This window comes from Dickeya lacustris (genome assembly GCF_029635795.1).
Classification (GTDB): domain Bacteria; phylum Pseudomonadota; class Gammaproteobacteria; order Enterobacterales; family Enterobacteriaceae; genus Dickeya; species Dickeya lacustris.
This window is the reverse complement of the sequence record NZ_CP114280.1, coordinates 1,629,159-1,646,578: the sequence shown is the minus strand read 5'-3', so window position 1 is coordinate 1,646,578 and position 17,420 is coordinate 1,629,159. Positions and strand designations below refer to the sequence as shown.

Sequence of the window (17,420 nt, the reverse complement as noted above, 5' to 3'; positions counted from 1 at the left end):
GCCGATGCTCCGTCTTCTCCCTTGCCGGTGTTTTGATAACGCCGATGCCTGTCTCTGGCAAAAAATCACCCATACGTGGACTAAATTGACGTACTAAGCCAGACCGGGTGAAAGGCGGTAAACGCCTTGACAGTCGTTCTTCCGCTCGCATAGGGTGGAAAAGAGCGGTGTGGTTGACGGGGAATATTCAGCCAGCCGATGCCATAAGCGGCTTTTACACACGGCCTGATGTATCGGGTAACGAGAAGAATAAATAAGGTGCTGCAACATGAGTCTGACGACGTATCTGGGCAAACAGGTGCTGGGGGTGCTTGCCTGTTATCAACAAGGCAATGTGGTCATTCATATTTGCGGGGTGTATCCGCGTGCTGACAACAGCCTGCGCGTGTTTTTCCCGAAAGGGCATGAGCTGGCGGTAGGGGATTTGGCGACGCTACATCTCGACAATCGCACCGGTGTTGATGAATTTGACGCCAATATTTCGGTGTATCGCGCCTCGTACAAGGGCCGCGTGGTAAGCGTGGATGAAGACTGGGTGATTCTGGCACCGCGTGAATGCCAGCTGTTGCACGGTTTCACCCCGGTGGTGGATATTCGTGAGCCGGGCTACGTGTTCCCAACCGATCATCGCCCGGAACAGCCGGTGCCCTGGACGGCGATGACGTCGCTGCCGGATACCGAACGCAAAGACTTTACCAATAAAGTCGGCGTGCTGGTGACGATGGCCGAAGAGCAGCCGCATACCACGGTACTGGCGTTTCTCTCCTCGGTCGAGGACGATATTTTCCTGATAACGTTCCCGGAAACCTTCAAGTCCAAATTACTGAAACGTAACCCACATTGTTTCTTCGCCATGGATGAGCGCTCGCATTATACCTTTGAGCGCTCCATTGAATGGAATTACACCCTGATTGAAGGGGATGCGCATTTGATTGACCCGGCAACGCCGCTGTTTGAAGAAGTGCGCCATGCGTTTATCAATAAGAACCCGTGGGAAATGGCCTTTTTCTTGCGCCCTAATCTGGAAATGTACCATATCAAGAGCCGTCAACTGGTCTGCCCCGGCTCTCGTCAGTCTATCGAGGCGTAAGAGCTGTCGAGGTGTAAGAGCTATCGAGGCGTAAGTAACGCAATAGCGGGTTTTATGTGGAAGATGAAAACGCGCGGCCTAACCGCGCGTTTTTTACAATAATGAATCAATGATATCTAATAAATCAATAATATAGCGAGTACGCGCCGTTTATTTAAAATCCACCGTCATGAGCTCGGGGACGCTAAATTGGCGGGTGGTTTCCACACACTTATCGACATACTCTGTAAAGCGCGGCGGGTGCTTCATCCCCAGTTGCAGTAACTTACGGTTGCTGAATTTGACGTTGAGCTGGGCAAATGATCCGTATAAACGCATGGCTCGCAGCATCAGGCGTTCGTTGCATGGCCCGTAAAGTTCGCTAAAACTGCTGCGAAGTTTGATGAGGTCGCTATAGCTAACCTGACGATACGCTTCACCCATCGGCGGGCGTGACGCCGCGCGCGCCATCGCTTCATCGACCTCGTTAAAGCTGACGCTTGCGCTTTCTCCCGCAGAAATATGGTAGATATCATCAACGGCTTGCGGATTATTGAGCAGCAACAAAATGGCGTCGGCGCAGAAATCCACCGGGATGACATCGATTTTGTCATCCAGCGAACACATGAAGCGCTGGAGTTTCATCGCCATTTCAAACACCCAGTAAATACTGCTGGAAGGCTTACACCCCAAACGTGAGTGGCCGACGATAATCGACGGGCGCACAATCAGCAGCGGCATCGACGGGCAGTGCTCGCGAATCAGGTTTTCAATGGTGGCTTTAGAGAGTGTGTACTCAACGATATGGGATTTTTCGGTATCCAGCAGCGGCGACTCTTCTACCACTTCATCCGGCTCCGGCACACAAGACATTGCCGTGCCTATCTGAATAAATTTCTCCAGTGACGCCACTTCACTCATGCGGCGCGCAAAGGCCAGCGTCCCCTCAACGTTCACTTTCCAGATAAGCGGGTTATTGCCGAATGACGCAACCGCCGCACTGTTGACGACATGCGTGACATGGTTCAGCGCCGGGTGCTGGAGAAAGCCGTCAGGTTCAGCCAGATCGCCGATAATAATATTGTCGGTCGTCAGTTGTGATAAAACGCTTTCCGCGATATCGAATTTGCGCAGATTATGCACAATGCGCTGCAAGCCTTCGTGCGGATTACTGGCGCGTACCAATAACAAAATACGTGTTATCTGCTTGTCCTGTAGCGCTTTTTCCATAATTGCGCCACCCAGAAAGCCGGTTGCTCCTGTGATGAGTACTGTTTTCATGACGTTGTTGCCCTTGTTTAGAATAGTGCGGCATGGTGGTAGCCGAAGGGTAGTGCTGTCTGAATCGCACTCAGGAACAGCGCGGCCATTCTATTGCAGGGGTTTTTCGCTTTTCAATTTTTCAGACGGCTTTTCTTATTCTGTTGTCGTTTTGTTTAGCTTTTTGTGCTTTTCAATGGTTGTTATTGCTACCCAAGGTATTGATAGAGGTAAAAAAGCCCGGAAATCCGGGCTTTTTGGCGTTCAGGCGAACGAAATTGACGCAGTGAGACGTTAGAAGGCGTATGTCACCGCCATCACGCCGGTAAACTGATCCGGCTGGAACACGATGGGGCTATCGGCGACTTTGTCATTCAGGTGGGTATAGCTGCCGCTAAGGGTGCTGGCCCAGTGTGGCGTAAAGCGATGGTTCCAGAACACCGACACCGACTGGCCATACAAGCCGCCGTTGGTTTGATAGGCGCGATAGCCGGAGTTGGCGCTCTGTGAGGTGTTTACGCCATAGAACAGGTTGTTGTAGCGAGCATCGCCGAACAGCAGGCTGCCTTGTGCTCCCAGCGTATCTGACTCGTCTTGAAACAGCGTCGCGTTGACGGAGGTTTGATACTGCATCCCCTGGCTGTCTGTTAACGGGGCAATGGCTTTGGCTTCGAGCGAGAGCTGGTCGGTAAATTCAAACCCCAGCGTGAGCGCGGTATTCAGCGCGCCGCGAATCTTGCCCATGCCGCGCAGTTTGTCAGACCCGGCCTGAAAAGAGGTGTTCTTATCGGTACGGCCAGCGGCGTAACCCAGCGTATGTTCCAGATAGAACTGGCCGAATTGCAAATCGTAGCCTGCGCCTTTTGCGGTATCAAAGAAGAAGGCCCCCTGACGCGCCTGAATCACCGGCAGCACATCCCATTGGCGCTCATTTGAACCGCTATAGCGCGGCGCATTGAGTGTCGCCAGACCGATGGTGACACCGTCTTTCTGGTCTGGCTGGGTATCGTTGGCCTGGCTGATAGGGCTGCCAATGACAAACAACAACGTCGCTAAATAGAGCGGAGTATGTCGCATTATCATCCTGTTTTGACTCCTTGGTTGGGGGGAGGGAAAAGGTGTTATCCTGACAGGGTTTCTCGGCGCTAAAACACGACCGACAAGCGGTATCGGCTTCTCGGGACAAGGCCTGATGAGCACCACGATGATGGATAAATCGTGCTTTTCCGCGCTGCCCTGCGTTGTCGCTTGTTCCGGCTAAGGCGGTAAACGACGAGAGCATTATCACGAGAATCATCCTATCAAGAGAACCACCATGAATCCGAAACGCATTCTGATAATTGAAGATGACACGGATGCCGCCAGTGTATTGGAAGCCTACCTGAAACGCGATAATTTTCAGGTTTTGTTGGCGCGCGATGGCATCAGTGGCCTGGAAATGGCTTTGCGGCTACAGCCCGATTTGGTGCTGTTGGATGTGATGCTGCCTGGAATGAATGGCACCGAGGTGTTATCGGCGTTGCGCCGTAAAAATGATATTCCTGTCATCATGGTGACGGCGATGGGCGATCAAACCGATAAGATTGGCGCGTTGCGCTATGGCGCAGATGATTACGTCACTAAACCCTACCATCCCGGTGAAGTGGTGGCCCGGGTACAGGCGGTGTTACGTCGCAGCAGCGGGGAGGCGATGGCGGGGCGTATGTTACGTTTTGGCGCGCTGGCGGTGGATCTGGATGCGATGAGCGCAGTGGTGACAGATGCGCAAGGCCAGCGGCAGTGGCTTGATCTGACGCCAACGGAACTGAGCCTGCTCACCACGCTGCTTGGCGCGCAAACCCGCGCTTTTTCGCGGCAGGAGTTGCTGGAGGCGTGTCTGCCGCAGAGCGATGCGCTGGAGCGGGTGGTGGATACCCATGTCTATAATTTGCGTAAAAAACTCGAATCGGTAGGCATTCGCGGTGTGTTGCTAACGGTACGGGCATTTGGTTATCGGTTTCGTCAGCCATGAACATACGCTCTCCTCTTTCGCTGTGGCGTTGGTTGTGTCTTCGCATTCTGTCGCTGGCAATTGGCGCGGTGGTGTTGATTGCCGCCTGCATGTGGCTGCGCTTTGCCGTCTGGAATCTGGAAGTGAGCCAGACGATGCCCGCTGCCGTGCAGGAGGAATTTGCCGCCTTACGCGTGAATCCCGATCTGAATCGCGCCCGTTATTACGACATTCTTAGCACCTGGTATGGCCCCCGCTCTTTTGATACCTCCATCAATGCCGAAGAGTGGGTCATCATGTGGACACTGGTGCTGGTGGCTACCCCGCTAATTGTCATTCTGGGGCTGTGGGCGGCCCGACCGCTGTCGATGCAGTTTAGCCAACTGGCCGTGGCCGCCCGCGCCGTGGCGCGTGGGCAATTCTCCACCCGGGCGCAGTCTGTGCCGGGCGCACCGGCGGAATTGACGCGACTGACGGAGGATTTTAATGCCATGACCGCGCAATTGGCGCGTTATGAGCGTGAGCTGCACGCGTCGCATGTGGCGATGGCGCATGAGTTACGTTCGCCGCTGACGGCGGCGATGGGGCGTTTACAGGGCATGCTGGATGGGGTGTTCCCGCCCGATACCCAGCAATTGCAGATGGTGATGCAACAAATGCAGAATCTCAACCGTCTGGTGGACGATCTGCATCTGCTTTCGATGGCCAGCGCCGGGCAGTTGGCCATTACCCCCACCCGGCTCAATGTGGTGGAGTTGCTGCGCGATCGCATTGCCTGGCTCAAGCCGAATGCGCAGGCGCTCGGTTTTACCCTCCAACTGCATGCAGAGCATGACGGCTATTGCCTGGCAGACCCGCTCCGCTTAGGGCAGGTGTTTACCATCCTGATGGATAACGCGCTGCGTTATGCTGCCGAGGGGAAGACGCAGCAGATAGAGGTTAGCGCGTTGCCCCATCGCTGGCAGATTCGTTTTCGTGACTACGGCCCCGGCGTCAGCGAGGCGTTCTTGCCGCATATCTTCGAGCGCTTTTCCCGCGCCGAGTCTTCGCGGGCGCGTCACTCTGGCGGCAGCGGGTTGGGGCTGTCTATCGCGCAGGCGATTTGTGATGCGCAGGACGTCAGCCTGACGGCGGAAAACCATCCGCAAGGTGGCATGTGTTTTACGCTTGAGTTGCCGAGAGTGCGTTAACCAGGCGCGGCAGGCGGGGGTGTTTGCTGTCTTTTCCATGCTCTTGATGATTTCTTGATGAAGCGTGGAAAGAATCTGGAAATCGGTACGGTGTAATGGTGGTGAATCAGTAACAGGAAACCATCATGACACCGACCGAGTCTCTGCTTTGTCTTTTTCATTCTCTCATTCGCTGTATGCGCTATGGCGCGCTGCCGCGTTTCGGCGGGCCGTGGGCAGTATTGCTGCCGATAGTTGGCGTGCTGGCGGGCTGCGATGACGCGGCGCGCGCACCCGTAGCCGAGCCATTGCGCCCGGTGCGTACTGTCACCGTACACCCCACTCTTTCCGGCGATGTGCTATCCCAGACCGGTGAAATCCGCCCGACGGAGGAAACCTCGCTGGGTTTTCGTCTTGATGGACGCATCCTGTCACGTTTGGTTGATGTGGGAGGCGAGGTCAGGCAAGGCGACGTTATTGCCACGCTCGATACGCGAGACAGCGAAAATCAGTTACTCAGCGCCAGAGCGGAGCTGGCCCGTGCGGTGGCATCGGCGCGACTGGCGGAGCAAAACCTTAGCCGCATGAAGCAACTGGCACCGAATGGCGCGATTTCACGCGTGCAGTTGGATGAGGCGCAGTCTAATTGGGCATCAGCGGTGTCGGTGCGTGAAAGCGCGCAGGCCAGTGTGAAAAGTGCTCAGGATAGACTGGGATACACCCGCTTATTGGCACCGGTTGCCGGGGTGATAACGTCCGTTAGCGCGAACCCCGGTCAGGTGGTGAACGCCGGTCAGGAAGTGGTAAAACTGGCCACCTTTAGCGGTCGTGACGCCGTTTTTAATGTCTCTGAGCGTTTGATTACCAGCGGCCTGACCGACCCGCTGGTGCGTGTTGCGCTGTTATCCAACCCGGCTATCAAAACGCAGGGGCGGGTGCGTGATGTCAGCCCGCTGGCGGATGCGGAAACCCGCACCTGGCGAGTGCGGGTATCGCTTATCGACCCGCCGCAGGACATGGTGCTGGGGGCGACGGTGGCCGGGGAAATTACGCTACCGGCAAGGCCCGTTATCGCATTGCCTGCCTCTGCATTGACCCGTCAGGGGGAGCGCCCGGCGGTGTTTGTGGTTGAGCCGAGCACACAGACGCTACGGTTACAGCCCATCGTCTTACATCACTACAGCGACACACAGATAGGGGTTGCCGATGGGCTGGCGGAGGGCGACAAGGTGGTGACGGCCGGGGTGAGTAAATTGCGCGCCGGTGAGAAAGTCGCGTTAACGGAGGCGCAATAATGTCCGCTGCCGTCAAGCAAAAGTGGAATTTGTCTGCCTGGGCGCTGGCCCACCAGCAACTGGTCGCGTTCCTGATGTTGGTGATAGTCGTCGCCGGGGTGATGAGCTATGAGCGTCTGCCGCGCAATGAAGACCCGGCATTCACGATTAAAAACGTTGTGGTGTCGGCCACCTGGCCGGGCGCGACTGTGCAGGATACCGTCAGTTTCGTCACCGATGTGCTGGAGAAGAAGCTACAGGAAATCCCGTATCTGGATGTTATCGAAAGTTACAGTCGCCCCGGCGAGGCGGTGATTTTCGTCAACCTGCGTGACAACACGCCGCCGCAGGAGGTGCAAGGCATTTGGTACACCGTCCGTAAAAAAATGAAGGATGCCGCCGCCAGCCTGCCGGAGGGCGTGGGCGAACCGGTGGTTAACGATGAGTTCGATGATACGTTTGGCACGATTTACGGGTTTAGCGCCGACGGTTACTCGCCGCGCGAACTGCGTGACAAAGTCGATGAGGTGCGTACCGAACTGCTGACTACGCCGGATATCGGTAAAATCGATGTGCTGGGAGCACAGGATGAGCAGGTGGTGGTGGCCTTTTCGCCCAAACAACTTGCCGGGATGGGGCTGGATCTCCAGCAGGTGACGGCGGCATTACAGGCGCAGAATGCGGTGAGCCCGAGCGGCAACATTCGCACCGAAAATGACAGGATAGCGCTGCGGGTGAGCGGCGCATTTGTCTCTGAAGCGAGCCTGCGTCAGGTCACGCTGCGTATCGGGGGCCGTTTTATCCCGTTGACCGATATCGCAACGATTACGCGTCAGGCCGCCGAGCCGCCCGCGCCCGGCTTTCGCGTGAATGGTCAACCGGCTATTGGGCTGGCTATCTCCATGTCGCCGACCGGCAATATGTTGGACTTTGGTCAGGCGTTGCGTAGCAAAATGGCGAGTATTCGCGCCGCGCTGCCGCACGGTATCGAGGTCACGCAGGTGGCGGATCAGTCAGCGGTGGTGGCGTCGTCGGTGGAGGGTTTCGTCAGTGTGTTGCTGGAAGCCGTGGTGATTGTGCTGGCGGTGTCATTCGTTTCACTCGGCAGCCGCGCCGGGCTGGTGGTGGCGGTGTCTATCCCGGTGGTACTGGCGATGACGTTCATCGGCATGGAGATTGCCGGTATCGGGTTGCAGCGTATTTCCTTGGGCGCATTGATTATTGCGCTCGGCTTGCTGGTGGACGATGCGATGATAACGGTCGAGGCGATGGTGTCGAGTCTGGAGAACGGCGAGGCCCGCGAGCACGCCGCGACCCGTGCTTATGAGACAACCGCGTTTCCCATGTTGACCGGGACATTGGTGATGGTTGCCGGGTTTATTCCGGTCGGGTTTGCTGCCTCCAGCGCCGGTGAATACTGTTATTCGTTGTTTATCGTCGTGATGATTTCCCTGATTAGCTCCTGGGTTGTGGCGATTCTGTTCTCACCGCTGCTCGGCGTTTGGCTGTTGCCCAAAACGATGAAACACCCTGCGCATCAGGCCGGGTGGCTCGCACAGCGGTACAGCCGTTTACTGACGGCGGCACTGCGTTATCGCGCGATTACGCTGTCGCTGTCGGTTGCGCTGCTGGCGCTGGCGATTGTTGCGGCCGGTCGGTTAGAGGGCGAATTCTTCCCCGCCTCCGATCGCCCGGAACTGTTGATAAGCCTGACGCTACCGAATAATGCGTCGCAGCAGGCGACCGAGCGCGAAGTGGCAAAATTCGAGCAGTCGCTCGCAGGCGATGCCGACATCGACCATTTTTCAACCTATGTCGGTTCTGGGGCGGTACGCTTCTATTTGCCGATGGATGTCCTGTTGCAGAATGAACATATCGCGCAACTGGTGGTGGTGGCGAAGGGGCTGAAAGCGCGTGATGTGTTACGCGCCCGGCTGGAAAAACGCTTGCAGCAGGAGTTCAGCCACCTGGTGACGCGCGTCTCGCCGCTGGAGTTGGGGCCGCCGGTCGGCTGGCCGCTGAAATATCGCCTCTCCGGGCCGGATATCGGCAAGGTGCGCGAATATGCAACGGCGTTAGCGGCGTTGATTGGCAATACGCCCGGCGCGCGGGAAGTGAACCTGACGGCTGGCGAGCCCGAGCGCGCGATTCGCGTTGAGCTGAATCAAACGCAAGCGCGGGCGGTGGGCATCAGCTCGCAGGATGTCGCCAGCGCGCTGGCCACGCTGTTTTCCGGCACCACGGTGACTCATGTGCGCGATCGTAACCGCATGGTCGGCGTGGTATTACGCGCTCAGGATGAGGAACGTCACGATCTTGATACCGTCGCCAGCCTGCAATTGCGTGCAGCGAACGGGCAGCGCGTGCCGCTGGGACAGATAGCGTCGGTTGCCTATGACGTAGACGAACCGATTATCTGGCGTCGCCAGCGCTTGCCGTTCATCACCGTGCAGACTGACCTGACGCCGGGCGTTCGCGCCCAAACGCTGTCGCAAACACTGGCACCGGCGATAGCGGCTTATCAGGCGACGTTGCCGAGAGGGTATCGCATTCAGGAGGATGGCGCGGTCGCGGAGTCCAATAAAGGTAATCGCTCGGTGTATCAGGTATTGCCGGTGACGCTGCTGGTGATGCTGGTATTGCTGATGGTGCAGTTGCAGCGCTTCTCGCGCCTGGTGCTGGCGCTGTCGATGGCACCGTTTGGTTTAATTGGCGTGGTGGCGGCCATGTTGCCGACTTCGACCCCGATGGGGTTTGTCGCTTTACTTGGGGTCATCGCGCTGGCGGGCATGATCATTCGCAACGCCGTCATTTTAATCAGTGAAGTCGATACCAATGTGGCTAGGGGTTTAGCGACGCTCGACGCGATTGTCCAGGCCGCGCAGCACCGCTCAAGGCCGATTATTTTGACGGCGCTGGCCGCGATATTGGGCATGATCCCGATTGCGACCCAGGTATTCTGGGGGCCAATGGCTTATGCGATTATCGGCGGATTGCTGGCCGCCACCTTACTGACATTGACCGTTTTACCCGCTGCCATCAGTGTGGTGATGGCATGGGAGGCGCGGCGAAAAGCGCCCGGTGTAGCGGTTGTGCCGCCGCGTTCATCGTCTATCGACTAAGGGGCGGACGGCGTAGCAAGCCCAGAGGGAGGCGAAGAGAATAAGGCGGGCCCGGTGCCTGCGTTGTCCGGCGGGTATGCAACCGGCGGCGGCGCGCCGCATGTACCCGCCCGTCTCGGCACCCTCAACGCAAAGCCATTGCTTATTTTTTACAGGCTCCTTACCCTTGGGCCCAATCGCCTTGAGCCTGGAGAAACCGATATGCCAACCCTCGACAATTTGCTGCGCGGCGATGTGCTGGCGGCTGCCTGTCCTTCGCGTAAGGTGCTACAGCATATTACCAGCCGCTGGGGGATTCTTATCCTGCTGGTGCTGGACGCCAAAACGCTGCGTTTTAGCGAGTTGCGGCGTCTTATTAACGGCGTCAGTGAGCGTATGCTGGCACAAACGCTACAAGCGCTGGAAGGGGATGGGCTTATCAACCGGGTGGCTTATGATGTGGTGCCGCCGCACGTTGAGTACAGCCTGACGCCATTAGGTCAGGAGGCCTCGGAGAAGGTGCGGGTGCTGATAGACTGGATAGAGCAGAGCATGCCGCATATTGCCGACCACTGGCGTAAGAGCGAACGCGATGAGCCTCGCACGCTGGCGTCTTCGCGTTAGCCCCGCCTGCTAACCTCGATAGCATGGCATCGTTATCGGCGGCCACTTGCCGCGCCCTATACTCATACTCAAGACGAGCCTGACGCAGCGTTTCTGTCGCTAATCCAGCGACGATAGTGTGTCGGCGTCATGCCCATGACGTGTAAAAACGCTTTCCTGAATGCCGAATCTTCGGTGTAGCCACATGCGGCGGCCACTTTGCGGATATGACAAACCGGGCTTGCCAGCAAGACGCAGGCGGATTCAATGCGAACGCGGGTGATGAAGGCTTTGGGGCTCTCCCCGGTAAGCGCCGTGATTTTACGTTGTAGCGTTCTTGGCGTGGTATTCAATTGCGCGGCCAACTGTTCTGCGGTTATCGCCGGGTGGCGGTAACGGATAATCTCTTCGGCACGCAGCAACAGAGGGTGCTGTGTACTGATAAACCCCGGCGGTGCGTAGAGCTGTTGCGAGAGCGGTTGGCTGTCGGCCACGGCCATGTCAGCGGTCAGTTTGGCCAGTTCAGGCCCCGCTACTCTTTTGACGATATGCAATGCCAGCGCTGCCCAGGAAAGCGGGCCGCCGCTGGTCAGGATACGGTCTTGCTCTTCCAGCGATTTTCCCCATACCGCTTTGGCTTTCGGGTAGCGCTGGCGTAGCGTGTGGTAGAGCCACCAGGTGGTGGTACAGGCTCGTCCATCTAATAATCCGGCCTCGCCCAATACCAGGCTGCCAGCGCAGGCACCGCCCACATAAGCCCCTTGCTCATACTGTTGCCGCACCCAGTCGGCTGCATGGCGAATTGCGTCTTCGTTGAGAGGCAGACGATCGTGTCCCAGCGCCATACCGGTCATCAAGACGTAGTCAGGGTTTCCCGCCTGTGCAAAGGCGCAGTCTGGCTGAATTTTTCGCCCCTGCGCATCGTTGACGGGGTTGCCATCGGCGGTGGTAATGATGGTTTCAAACCGCGTGTTTGGTTGAGTGGCGACATGCCGAGGGCTCGAGAGCGCCGTTTGATTGGTTATCCAGAACATGTCGGCAAGACCGGCAACCGCAGAAAGCAGGCTGCCTTCAATCGCAATAATCGCAATACGCATCGGTGAAATTGTCCTGACAGAATATGTCGCTTTTTGCCTGTTTATTGTCAATTCAGCCATCTTACCACGCACCAGGCTAACACGTAGACTGCCTCCATTGCCGGAATCGGAGCGCGCGGTACCGTCAGTGCGAGGAGCATCATGTGATAACACTGTCAATAAAACCGTCAATAAAACCGTCAATAAAACCGTCAATAAAACCGTTAATAACACCGTTGCGTCGTCTTTTCACTCCCCTTGCGCTGGCGGCGGGGCTGCTGGGCGCGCAGGGGCAGGTAGAGGCTGAAGTGGTAAAAAATATCGTGTTGGTACACGGCGCTTTCGCCGATGGTTCAAGTTTTGCTGCGGTGACGCGACGGCTTCAGGCCAAAGGCTACCACGTGACCGCTGTACAAAACCCTCTGACATCGCTGGATGACGATGTTGCTGCCACCGAGCGGGTACTGGCGCGCCAGCACGGTCGCGTCTTACTGGTGGGGCACTCCTGGGGAGGCGCGGTCGTCACGCAAGCGGCTAACCACCCTAATGTCGCCGCAATGGTTTATCTCTCGGCGTTAGTGCCAGACAGCGGCGAGTCGGTCTCGACGCTGTTAAAGAGGCTGGGGGCACCGATGCACGGCCTCACCCCGGATAGCCATGGCTTTGTCTGGCTTGATGATGTGCAGCAGTACCGCACCATGATGGCGGCAGATGTTGCGCCACAAACGGTGCGCGCGCTGGTCGCCGCACAGCAACCCATCGCCCTTGATGCCTTTAATGGCACCCTACGTCATGCCGCCTGGCGGGATAAACCTAGCTGGTATTTGATGACCAAAAAGGATAGTGCGTTAGCGTTTAGCGTTCAGGAAAAGATAGCGCATTTCACGGGGTCAAGGGTTGCACAGCTTGATTCCAGTCACATGTCGATGGTATCGCACCCCGCTGAGGTCGCTGCGTTTATTGATAACGCGGCAAAACAGGCTCACTAAGTTTTATTTTACGCATCAGGAGAAAAGCATGCCCAGGGTTTTACATATTGATTCCAGTATTCTTCAGGGGAATTCCGTCACCCGGCTACTCAGCGCGGAGATAATCAATACGCTGAAGGAAAAATACCCGGATATCGTGGTGAATTATCGTGATGTCGTGCGAGAGGATATTGCGCATTTAACCGGGCCGATTGCCGCAGGCTTTCGTTCGGTGGCGCATGAAAATATCAGTGAATATGTGGCGGAGCAGCACCGATTATCTGAAGTGTTGGTGAGTGAGTTTCTGTCCAGCCAAATTATTGTCATCGGTGCGCCGATGTATAATTTTTCCATTCCGACGCAATTAAAATCCTGGTTGGATCGTCTGGCTCAGGCGGGAAAAACTTTTCAATACACGGAAAAAGGGCCGGTTGGCCTGGCGGGTGGCCGAACTGTGATGGTTGCATCAGGCCGTGGTGGATTTTATGGCAGTGAGCCTTTGGCGGAGATGGATTTTCAGGAGCGTTATCTGGCGGCCTATTTCCGTTTTTTGGGGATTCACGATGTGCATTTTATTCGTGCTGAAGGGGTATCAAAAGGAGAGGCTATCAGACAGCAATCGCTGCAAATGGCAATGAATGCAATGACTGATGTTATTGCAACAATCAACGTATAATTTTATTACGGGAAATATTCTATGATTTATGCCATTACATTACATGACCGCGTGACTAAAAATGAGCGGGAAGCATATCTGGATTATCATAAAAAATGGCTGGCCGGGTATATACAGTCAGGCCAGATATTATTTGCAGGCCCGCTGGATAATGATAGCGGTGGATTTATTCTGGCCCGGTTTGAGCATGATGCCGCCGTAACAGCCGCATTAGCTCAAGACCCTTTTGTGAGTAATGCACTGGTCTCTGTGACGCTTCAGGCCGTGACACCGGCAATCTGTTCTGATTTATTTCCGATATCATGGCGGAGTAGTGCGAAGGTTATTCCCTCACTGAATTAAGTGTTTTTATTGCATTGTCATTACGTTTTATTGCGTTTTCATTCTACGCTTATCAGCGCCTGTGCGTTGTCGCCTGATGTTGATGACTGCCCGATACGCATTGCGCTTACGATATATTATCCCTTCGGGTTTGAATGCTGAGATTATCATGGCGTTATACTCTTTTCGTGACGCTGATATTCTGCGTTCAACCCGTTTTTTCCTAATAATACGCTCGGATGTTTTTTATGCACCGTGCGCTTTGCTGTGTTAAACCATAAAATAAATAGGGCTATGCGGCATTGGGTTTTAGATGAATTATCGCAGTAGTCATTATTTTTATTGTGGTTAATTTCGGTGTTAGTTATTTTTTTCTGAGTTATCGTGGCGGAATTAAAATACTGTCTCGTTTTTTCAGTCTATTCCTGCATTCATAAAAAGGTTACTGAATGATGATGCTCATCCCCTTTTTACCGGGGTGAAGTCTATTTTTTTTACTATAAGTAGAATGGAGGAGTGCATTGTGAGTAAACGAAAGTTTTTAACCCTTGAGGAGGTTCGCCGATTAATTGCCGCGAGCTATGAAAAAGGAACAGGCGTGCGTGATAGTTGTTTGATTTTACTTGCGTTTCGCCATGGTCTGCGCATTAGTGAATTGCTTGATTTGCGTTTTCCCGATCTGGATTTAACCGAAGGGCGTTTGAATGTACGCCGCCTCAAAAATGGTTTTTCCACGATTCATCCGCTTATGGAGGATGAGCGTCAGGCGCTCAGTGCGTGGATGACGTTACGCCAGAGCTGGAAAGCGGCGTCAGGTAGCAATGCGATATTTATTTCCCGACGCGGGACGCCGCTATCAAGGAAGCAAGCCTGGCGCGTTATTCGCTGCGCCGGAGAAGTCGCGGGCATTACCACCGTGACCCATCCGCATATGTTGCGCCATGCCTGCGGTTATGAGCTGGCAGAGCGCGGCACCGATACCCGGCTGATTCAGGACTATCTTGGGCACCGTAACATTCGCCATACCGTTAGCTACACAGCGAGCAATGCCGCGCGTTTTAGTGGCATATGGGAAAAAGATAAACGTGCGGGGGTATGCCAGTCATAACGCGGGAAATATTAAGTAGAGTAATATATCGCTTTAGGTCAAAAAAAAAGCATCTTTAAGACATTTGGGACCAAACTGTCTGTACTATAGAATTACCTCTTTCGCATTGCAACATCCTTTCATACTTATTAATGGTTTTAATTAATTATGTTGATGATAAATATGATTTTTTTGATTTCATCAAATCAGTAACCGCCAAACACGTCATCCAATTACTGACTTATTTTCACCATTACCTTTACCGCCGTCGCCATGGATCAGGCATGCGTGCTGCCATTCTGCAAGGTTTTTTCATACGTATCGCTCAATTTTCACCTCCTATTTTTAGTTTTTAATTCTAATTAAAAACAATATTACAGTCTAAAAATCTATAAGACAAAATGGTCCCAAGTGTCTCATTTTCGGGGCCGGACAAGATGTTTTACGGCACCCGGTTTTGGCCTGAAAAAGGCCCGGACTGGCTGCGTTGCAAAGGCGCGTCGCCATGCGGCTGTATTTTTATAACGCAATGTTTATTAAGGAAATGGTATGAAATTTAACTCTCTGGCAATCGGTATTTTGTCAGCACTGACGTTGAGTTCCGTGGCTCATGCTGCGCTCAGTGAATTCGGAAGAGAGACTCCGGCCAAGCCTTCGGTCGTTACCGTGAATGGGGGAACGGTTCATTTTAAAGGTGAGGTGGTTAATGCGGCATGTGCTGTAGATGCTGGGTCGGTGGATCAGACGGTGCAATTAGGCCAGGTACGTAGCGCCAAACTGGCCTCCGCTGGCAGTACCAGTTCTGCCGTTGGTTTTAACATCAAACTGAATGATTGCGATACCACGATTGCCAGCAAAGCCTCCGTGGCATTCTCGGGGTCAGCCGTCAGCACCAAGTATGAGAATGTGCTGGCGCTGCAAAGTTCTGCGGCGGGTGGGGCGACTAACGTCGGGGTGCAGATTCTCGATGGCAGTGGCAGCCCGTTGGCGCTCAATGGCACCGGCTTTAGCGCCCCTGTCACACTCAATGATGGCAGTAATACGCTGCCATTCCAGGCCCGTTACTACGCCACCGGCGCAGCGACTGCCGGTGTGGCCAATGCGGATGCCACCTTTAAGGTGCAGTACCAATAAGGTGCAGTAGCCATAAGGTGCCGTGCCAATAAAGCGCAGTACCCATAATTCTGTTGACAGGGATGGACGCGGACTGGGCAGGGAGGCCCATCACGAGTGGCAGGGTGTGTAATCAATAAGGGAGACGGTGACATGCGAGGCAAGGTGCAGGCGGTGCTGCTGATTATCCTGCTATCGCCGCCAGTCATAGCCGGTCATCGCTGGCATGTGGTATTGCCTGGCGGAAATATGCGGTTTCAAGGGGAGATTATTGCCGAGTCATGCCGCGTGGCCGTGGGCGACAGGCAAATGCGTGTCTCTATGGGGCAGATAGCTGATAGCCGTGTCAACCAGGTCGGGGCGGATGCCAACCCGGTTCCGTTTGTTATTCACCTGCAAGATTGCAACACGGCGGTGAGTGACCGGGTCGGCGTGGCATTTCGCGGCGTGGCTGATAACGCAAATCCTGACGTGCTGGCGCTGACAGATGAGCCGCAAGCGGCGCGCGGGATTGGTGTGGCGCTGTTTGATGAGCGTGACCGGTTAATTCCACTTAACCGAGAGCCGCACTCTTGGACCAAATTGCATCCGGGGGCGGTCGAGCTGCGTTTTGTCGCTAAATATCGGGCGACTCAGCGTGAAATCAGTGGCGGCGTCGCTAACGCACAAGCCTGGTTTGCGCTCACTTACCAATAGCATTTACCTGTAATCAATAGCATTTACCCGTAATAGCTTTTACCCGTAATAGCATGCGTCGTTTAATCATCACTATCACCAACCGGGCTGTCACGCTGCGCGCGGTGATAATCGCCCGAAAACAGGGCGAGAGGGAGTAATAAGGGGATCATGTGGCAAGGCAGAGAGAAATGATAATGCGTATGTGGATGGCCGGGGTCGTATTGCTGATCGGCATTGGGGCGGTTGCTCCGGCTGTCGCTGGCGTTGCCCTCGGCGCGACCCGGGTTATCTATCCGGCAGACCAAAAGCAGGTGCAACTGGCGGTAAACAATAATGATGCGAACAGCACCTATCTGGTTCAGTCATGGGTGGAGAACATGAACGGACAAAAGGATGGGCAGTTTGTCATCACGCCGCCGCTGTTTGTGATGCAGGGTAAAAAAGAGAACACGCTGCGTATTATTGACGCCACCAATCAGCGGCTGGCGCAGGATAAAGAGAGCCTGTTCTGGATTAATGTTAAAGCCATTCCCTCTCTGGATAAAACCCGACAGCAAGCCAACACCCTGCAACTGGCGATTATCAGCCGTATCAAGTTGCTTTATCGGCCAACAAATTTGCCGATATCTCCGAGCCAGGCAGCGGCAAAGTTGCGTTTCAAACGCCAGGGGAACCACCTGTTGCTCTCAAATCCTACCCCTTATTTTTTAACGGTGACGGAACTGAAGATGGGCGATCAGACGCTGGAGAACGCATTGGTGCCGCCGACAGGACAGGTGCAGGTTCCGCTGCCGGCCAGCGCCAGTGGGCGTATTACCTATCGCACGATTAATGATTATGGCGCGTTAACTCCCGCAGTGATGGGGGTATGGGAGTGATCCCAGAAGGGCGTGCCTGAAGTAGCGCTCACCTGTGGCTGTTTATCAATAAAACCCTAACTCAGGGTCACAGTGATTCTTTGCCAATATGCGAAACCGGACGAGCCATATCGGGCCGGAGGGAATATGTCATACCTAAAATACCGAATGGGCCAGG

The 17,420-nt window shown here is 54.9% G+C and carries 16 protein-coding genes; 13 read left to right on the top strand and 3 right to left on the bottom strand.

The genetic code is table 11. The annotated features are described in order from the left end of the window. Positions 1–268: 268 nt before the first annotated feature. Entirely contained in the window at positions 269–1,090 is an 822-nt protein-coding gene (locus O1Q98_RS07405) for a hypothetical protein (RefSeq protein ID WP_125258447.1), read from the top strand. A 150-nt stretch (positions 1,091–1,240) separates the two neighbouring features. Here O1Q98_RS07405 and O1Q98_RS07400 read toward each other — a convergent pair whose 3' ends face one another. Both O1Q98_RS07400 and O1Q98_RS07395 read right to left on the bottom strand, forming a co-directional pair. Continuing rightward, positions 1,241–2,350, bottom strand: coding sequence for an SDR family oxidoreductase (locus tag O1Q98_RS07400; protein ID WP_125258448.1), 1,110 nt, complete (start codon positions 2,348–2,350; stop codon positions 1,241–1,243). Between the two features lie 273 nt (positions 2,351–2,623). After that, positions 2,624–3,412, bottom strand: a complete 789-nt coding sequence (locus O1Q98_RS07395; protein ID WP_125258449.1) for a MipA/OmpV family protein — start codon at positions 3,410–3,412, stop codon at positions 2,624–2,626. A gap of 232 nt (positions 3,413–3,644) precedes the next feature. Between O1Q98_RS07395 and O1Q98_RS07390 the strand changes: the two genes are divergently transcribed. From O1Q98_RS07390 to O1Q98_RS07370, 5 genes are all read left to right on the top strand, one after another. Next, positions 3,645–4,340: a response regulator gene (locus O1Q98_RS07390; protein ID WP_125258450.1), complete on the top strand. Its 696-nt coding sequence runs from the start codon at positions 3,645–3,647 to the stop codon at positions 4,338–4,340. Continuing rightward, the gene (locus tag O1Q98_RS07385; RefSeq protein ID WP_125258451.1) at positions 4,337–5,509 is read left to right on the top strand and encodes a sensor histidine kinase; all 1,173 of its coding nucleotides are present in this window, start codon (positions 4,337–4,339) and stop codon (positions 5,507–5,509) included. Before O1Q98_RS07390 ends, O1Q98_RS07385 begins: the two co-directional genes overlap by 4 nt. Positions 5,510–5,634: 125 nt before the next feature. Continuing rightward, positions 5,635–6,783: an efflux RND transporter periplasmic adaptor subunit gene (locus O1Q98_RS07380; protein WP_125258452.1), complete on the top strand. Its 1,149-nt coding sequence runs from the start codon at positions 5,635–5,637 to the stop codon at positions 6,781–6,783. Continuing rightward, positions 6,783–9,884, top strand: coding sequence for an efflux RND transporter permease subunit (locus O1Q98_RS07375; protein ID WP_125258453.1), 3,102 nt, complete (start codon positions 6,783–6,785; stop codon positions 9,882–9,884). The genes O1Q98_RS07380 and O1Q98_RS07375 overlap by 1 nt, the downstream gene beginning before the upstream one ends. 201 nt (positions 9,885–10,085) lie before the next feature. Continuing rightward, the gene (locus tag O1Q98_RS07370; RefSeq protein ID WP_125258454.1) at positions 10,086–10,487 is read left to right on the top strand and encodes a winged helix-turn-helix transcriptional regulator; all 402 of its coding nucleotides are present in this window, start codon (positions 10,086–10,088) and stop codon (positions 10,485–10,487) included. 68 nt (positions 10,488–10,555) lie between these two features. Here the strand turns inward: O1Q98_RS07370 and O1Q98_RS07365 are convergent, their stop codons facing one another. Beyond that, positions 10,556–11,563 (bottom strand): GlxA family transcriptional regulator, encoded by a 1,008-nt coding sequence (locus O1Q98_RS07365; protein WP_125258455.1) that lies wholly within the window; start codon positions 11,561–11,563, stop codon positions 10,556–10,558. A 206-nt stretch (positions 11,564–11,769) separates the two neighbouring features. On the opposite strand from O1Q98_RS07365, the gene O1Q98_RS07360 reads away from it, so the two are divergent. The 7 genes from O1Q98_RS07360 (at position 11,770) to O1Q98_RS07330 (ending at position 17,263) form a co-directional block, all read left to right on the top strand. Further along, on the top strand, positions 11,770–12,531 hold the full coding sequence (locus O1Q98_RS07360; protein WP_416232405.1) for an alpha/beta fold hydrolase: 762 nt from the start codon (positions 11,770–11,772) through the stop codon (positions 12,529–12,531). A gap of 28 nt (positions 12,532–12,559) precedes the next feature. After that, complete coding sequence (locus tag O1Q98_RS07355) at positions 12,560–13,186, top strand: FMN-dependent NADH-azoreductase (protein ID WP_125258456.1); 627 nt, start codon at positions 12,560–12,562, stop codon at positions 13,184–13,186. A gap of 21 nt (positions 13,187–13,207) precedes the next feature. Further along, on the top strand, positions 13,208–13,528 hold the full coding sequence (locus O1Q98_RS07350) for a YciI family protein (protein ID WP_125258457.1): 321 nt from the start codon (positions 13,208–13,210) through the stop codon (positions 13,526–13,528). A gap of 502 nt (positions 13,529–14,030) precedes the next feature. Beyond that, the gene (locus O1Q98_RS07345; protein WP_125258458.1) at positions 14,031–14,615 is read left to right on the top strand and encodes a tyrosine-type DNA invertase; all 585 of its coding nucleotides are present in this window, start codon (positions 14,031–14,033) and stop codon (positions 14,613–14,615) included. A gap of 528 nt (positions 14,616–15,143) precedes the next feature. Beyond that, complete coding sequence (gene fimA / locus O1Q98_RS07340) at positions 15,144–15,728, top strand: type 1 fimbrial major subunit FimA (protein WP_125258459.1); 585 nt, start codon at positions 15,144–15,146, stop codon at positions 15,726–15,728. 132 nt (positions 15,729–15,860) lie between these two features. After that, complete coding sequence (locus tag O1Q98_RS07335) at positions 15,861–16,403, top strand: fimbrial protein (protein WP_125258460.1); 543 nt, start codon at positions 15,861–15,863, stop codon at positions 16,401–16,403. 176 nt (positions 16,404–16,579) lie between these two features. Then, positions 16,580–17,263, top strand: coding sequence for a fimbria/pilus periplasmic chaperone (locus O1Q98_RS07330; RefSeq protein ID WP_416232406.1), 684 nt, complete (start codon positions 16,580–16,582; stop codon positions 17,261–17,263). The last annotated feature ends 157 nt before the right edge of the window (positions 17,264–17,420 follow it).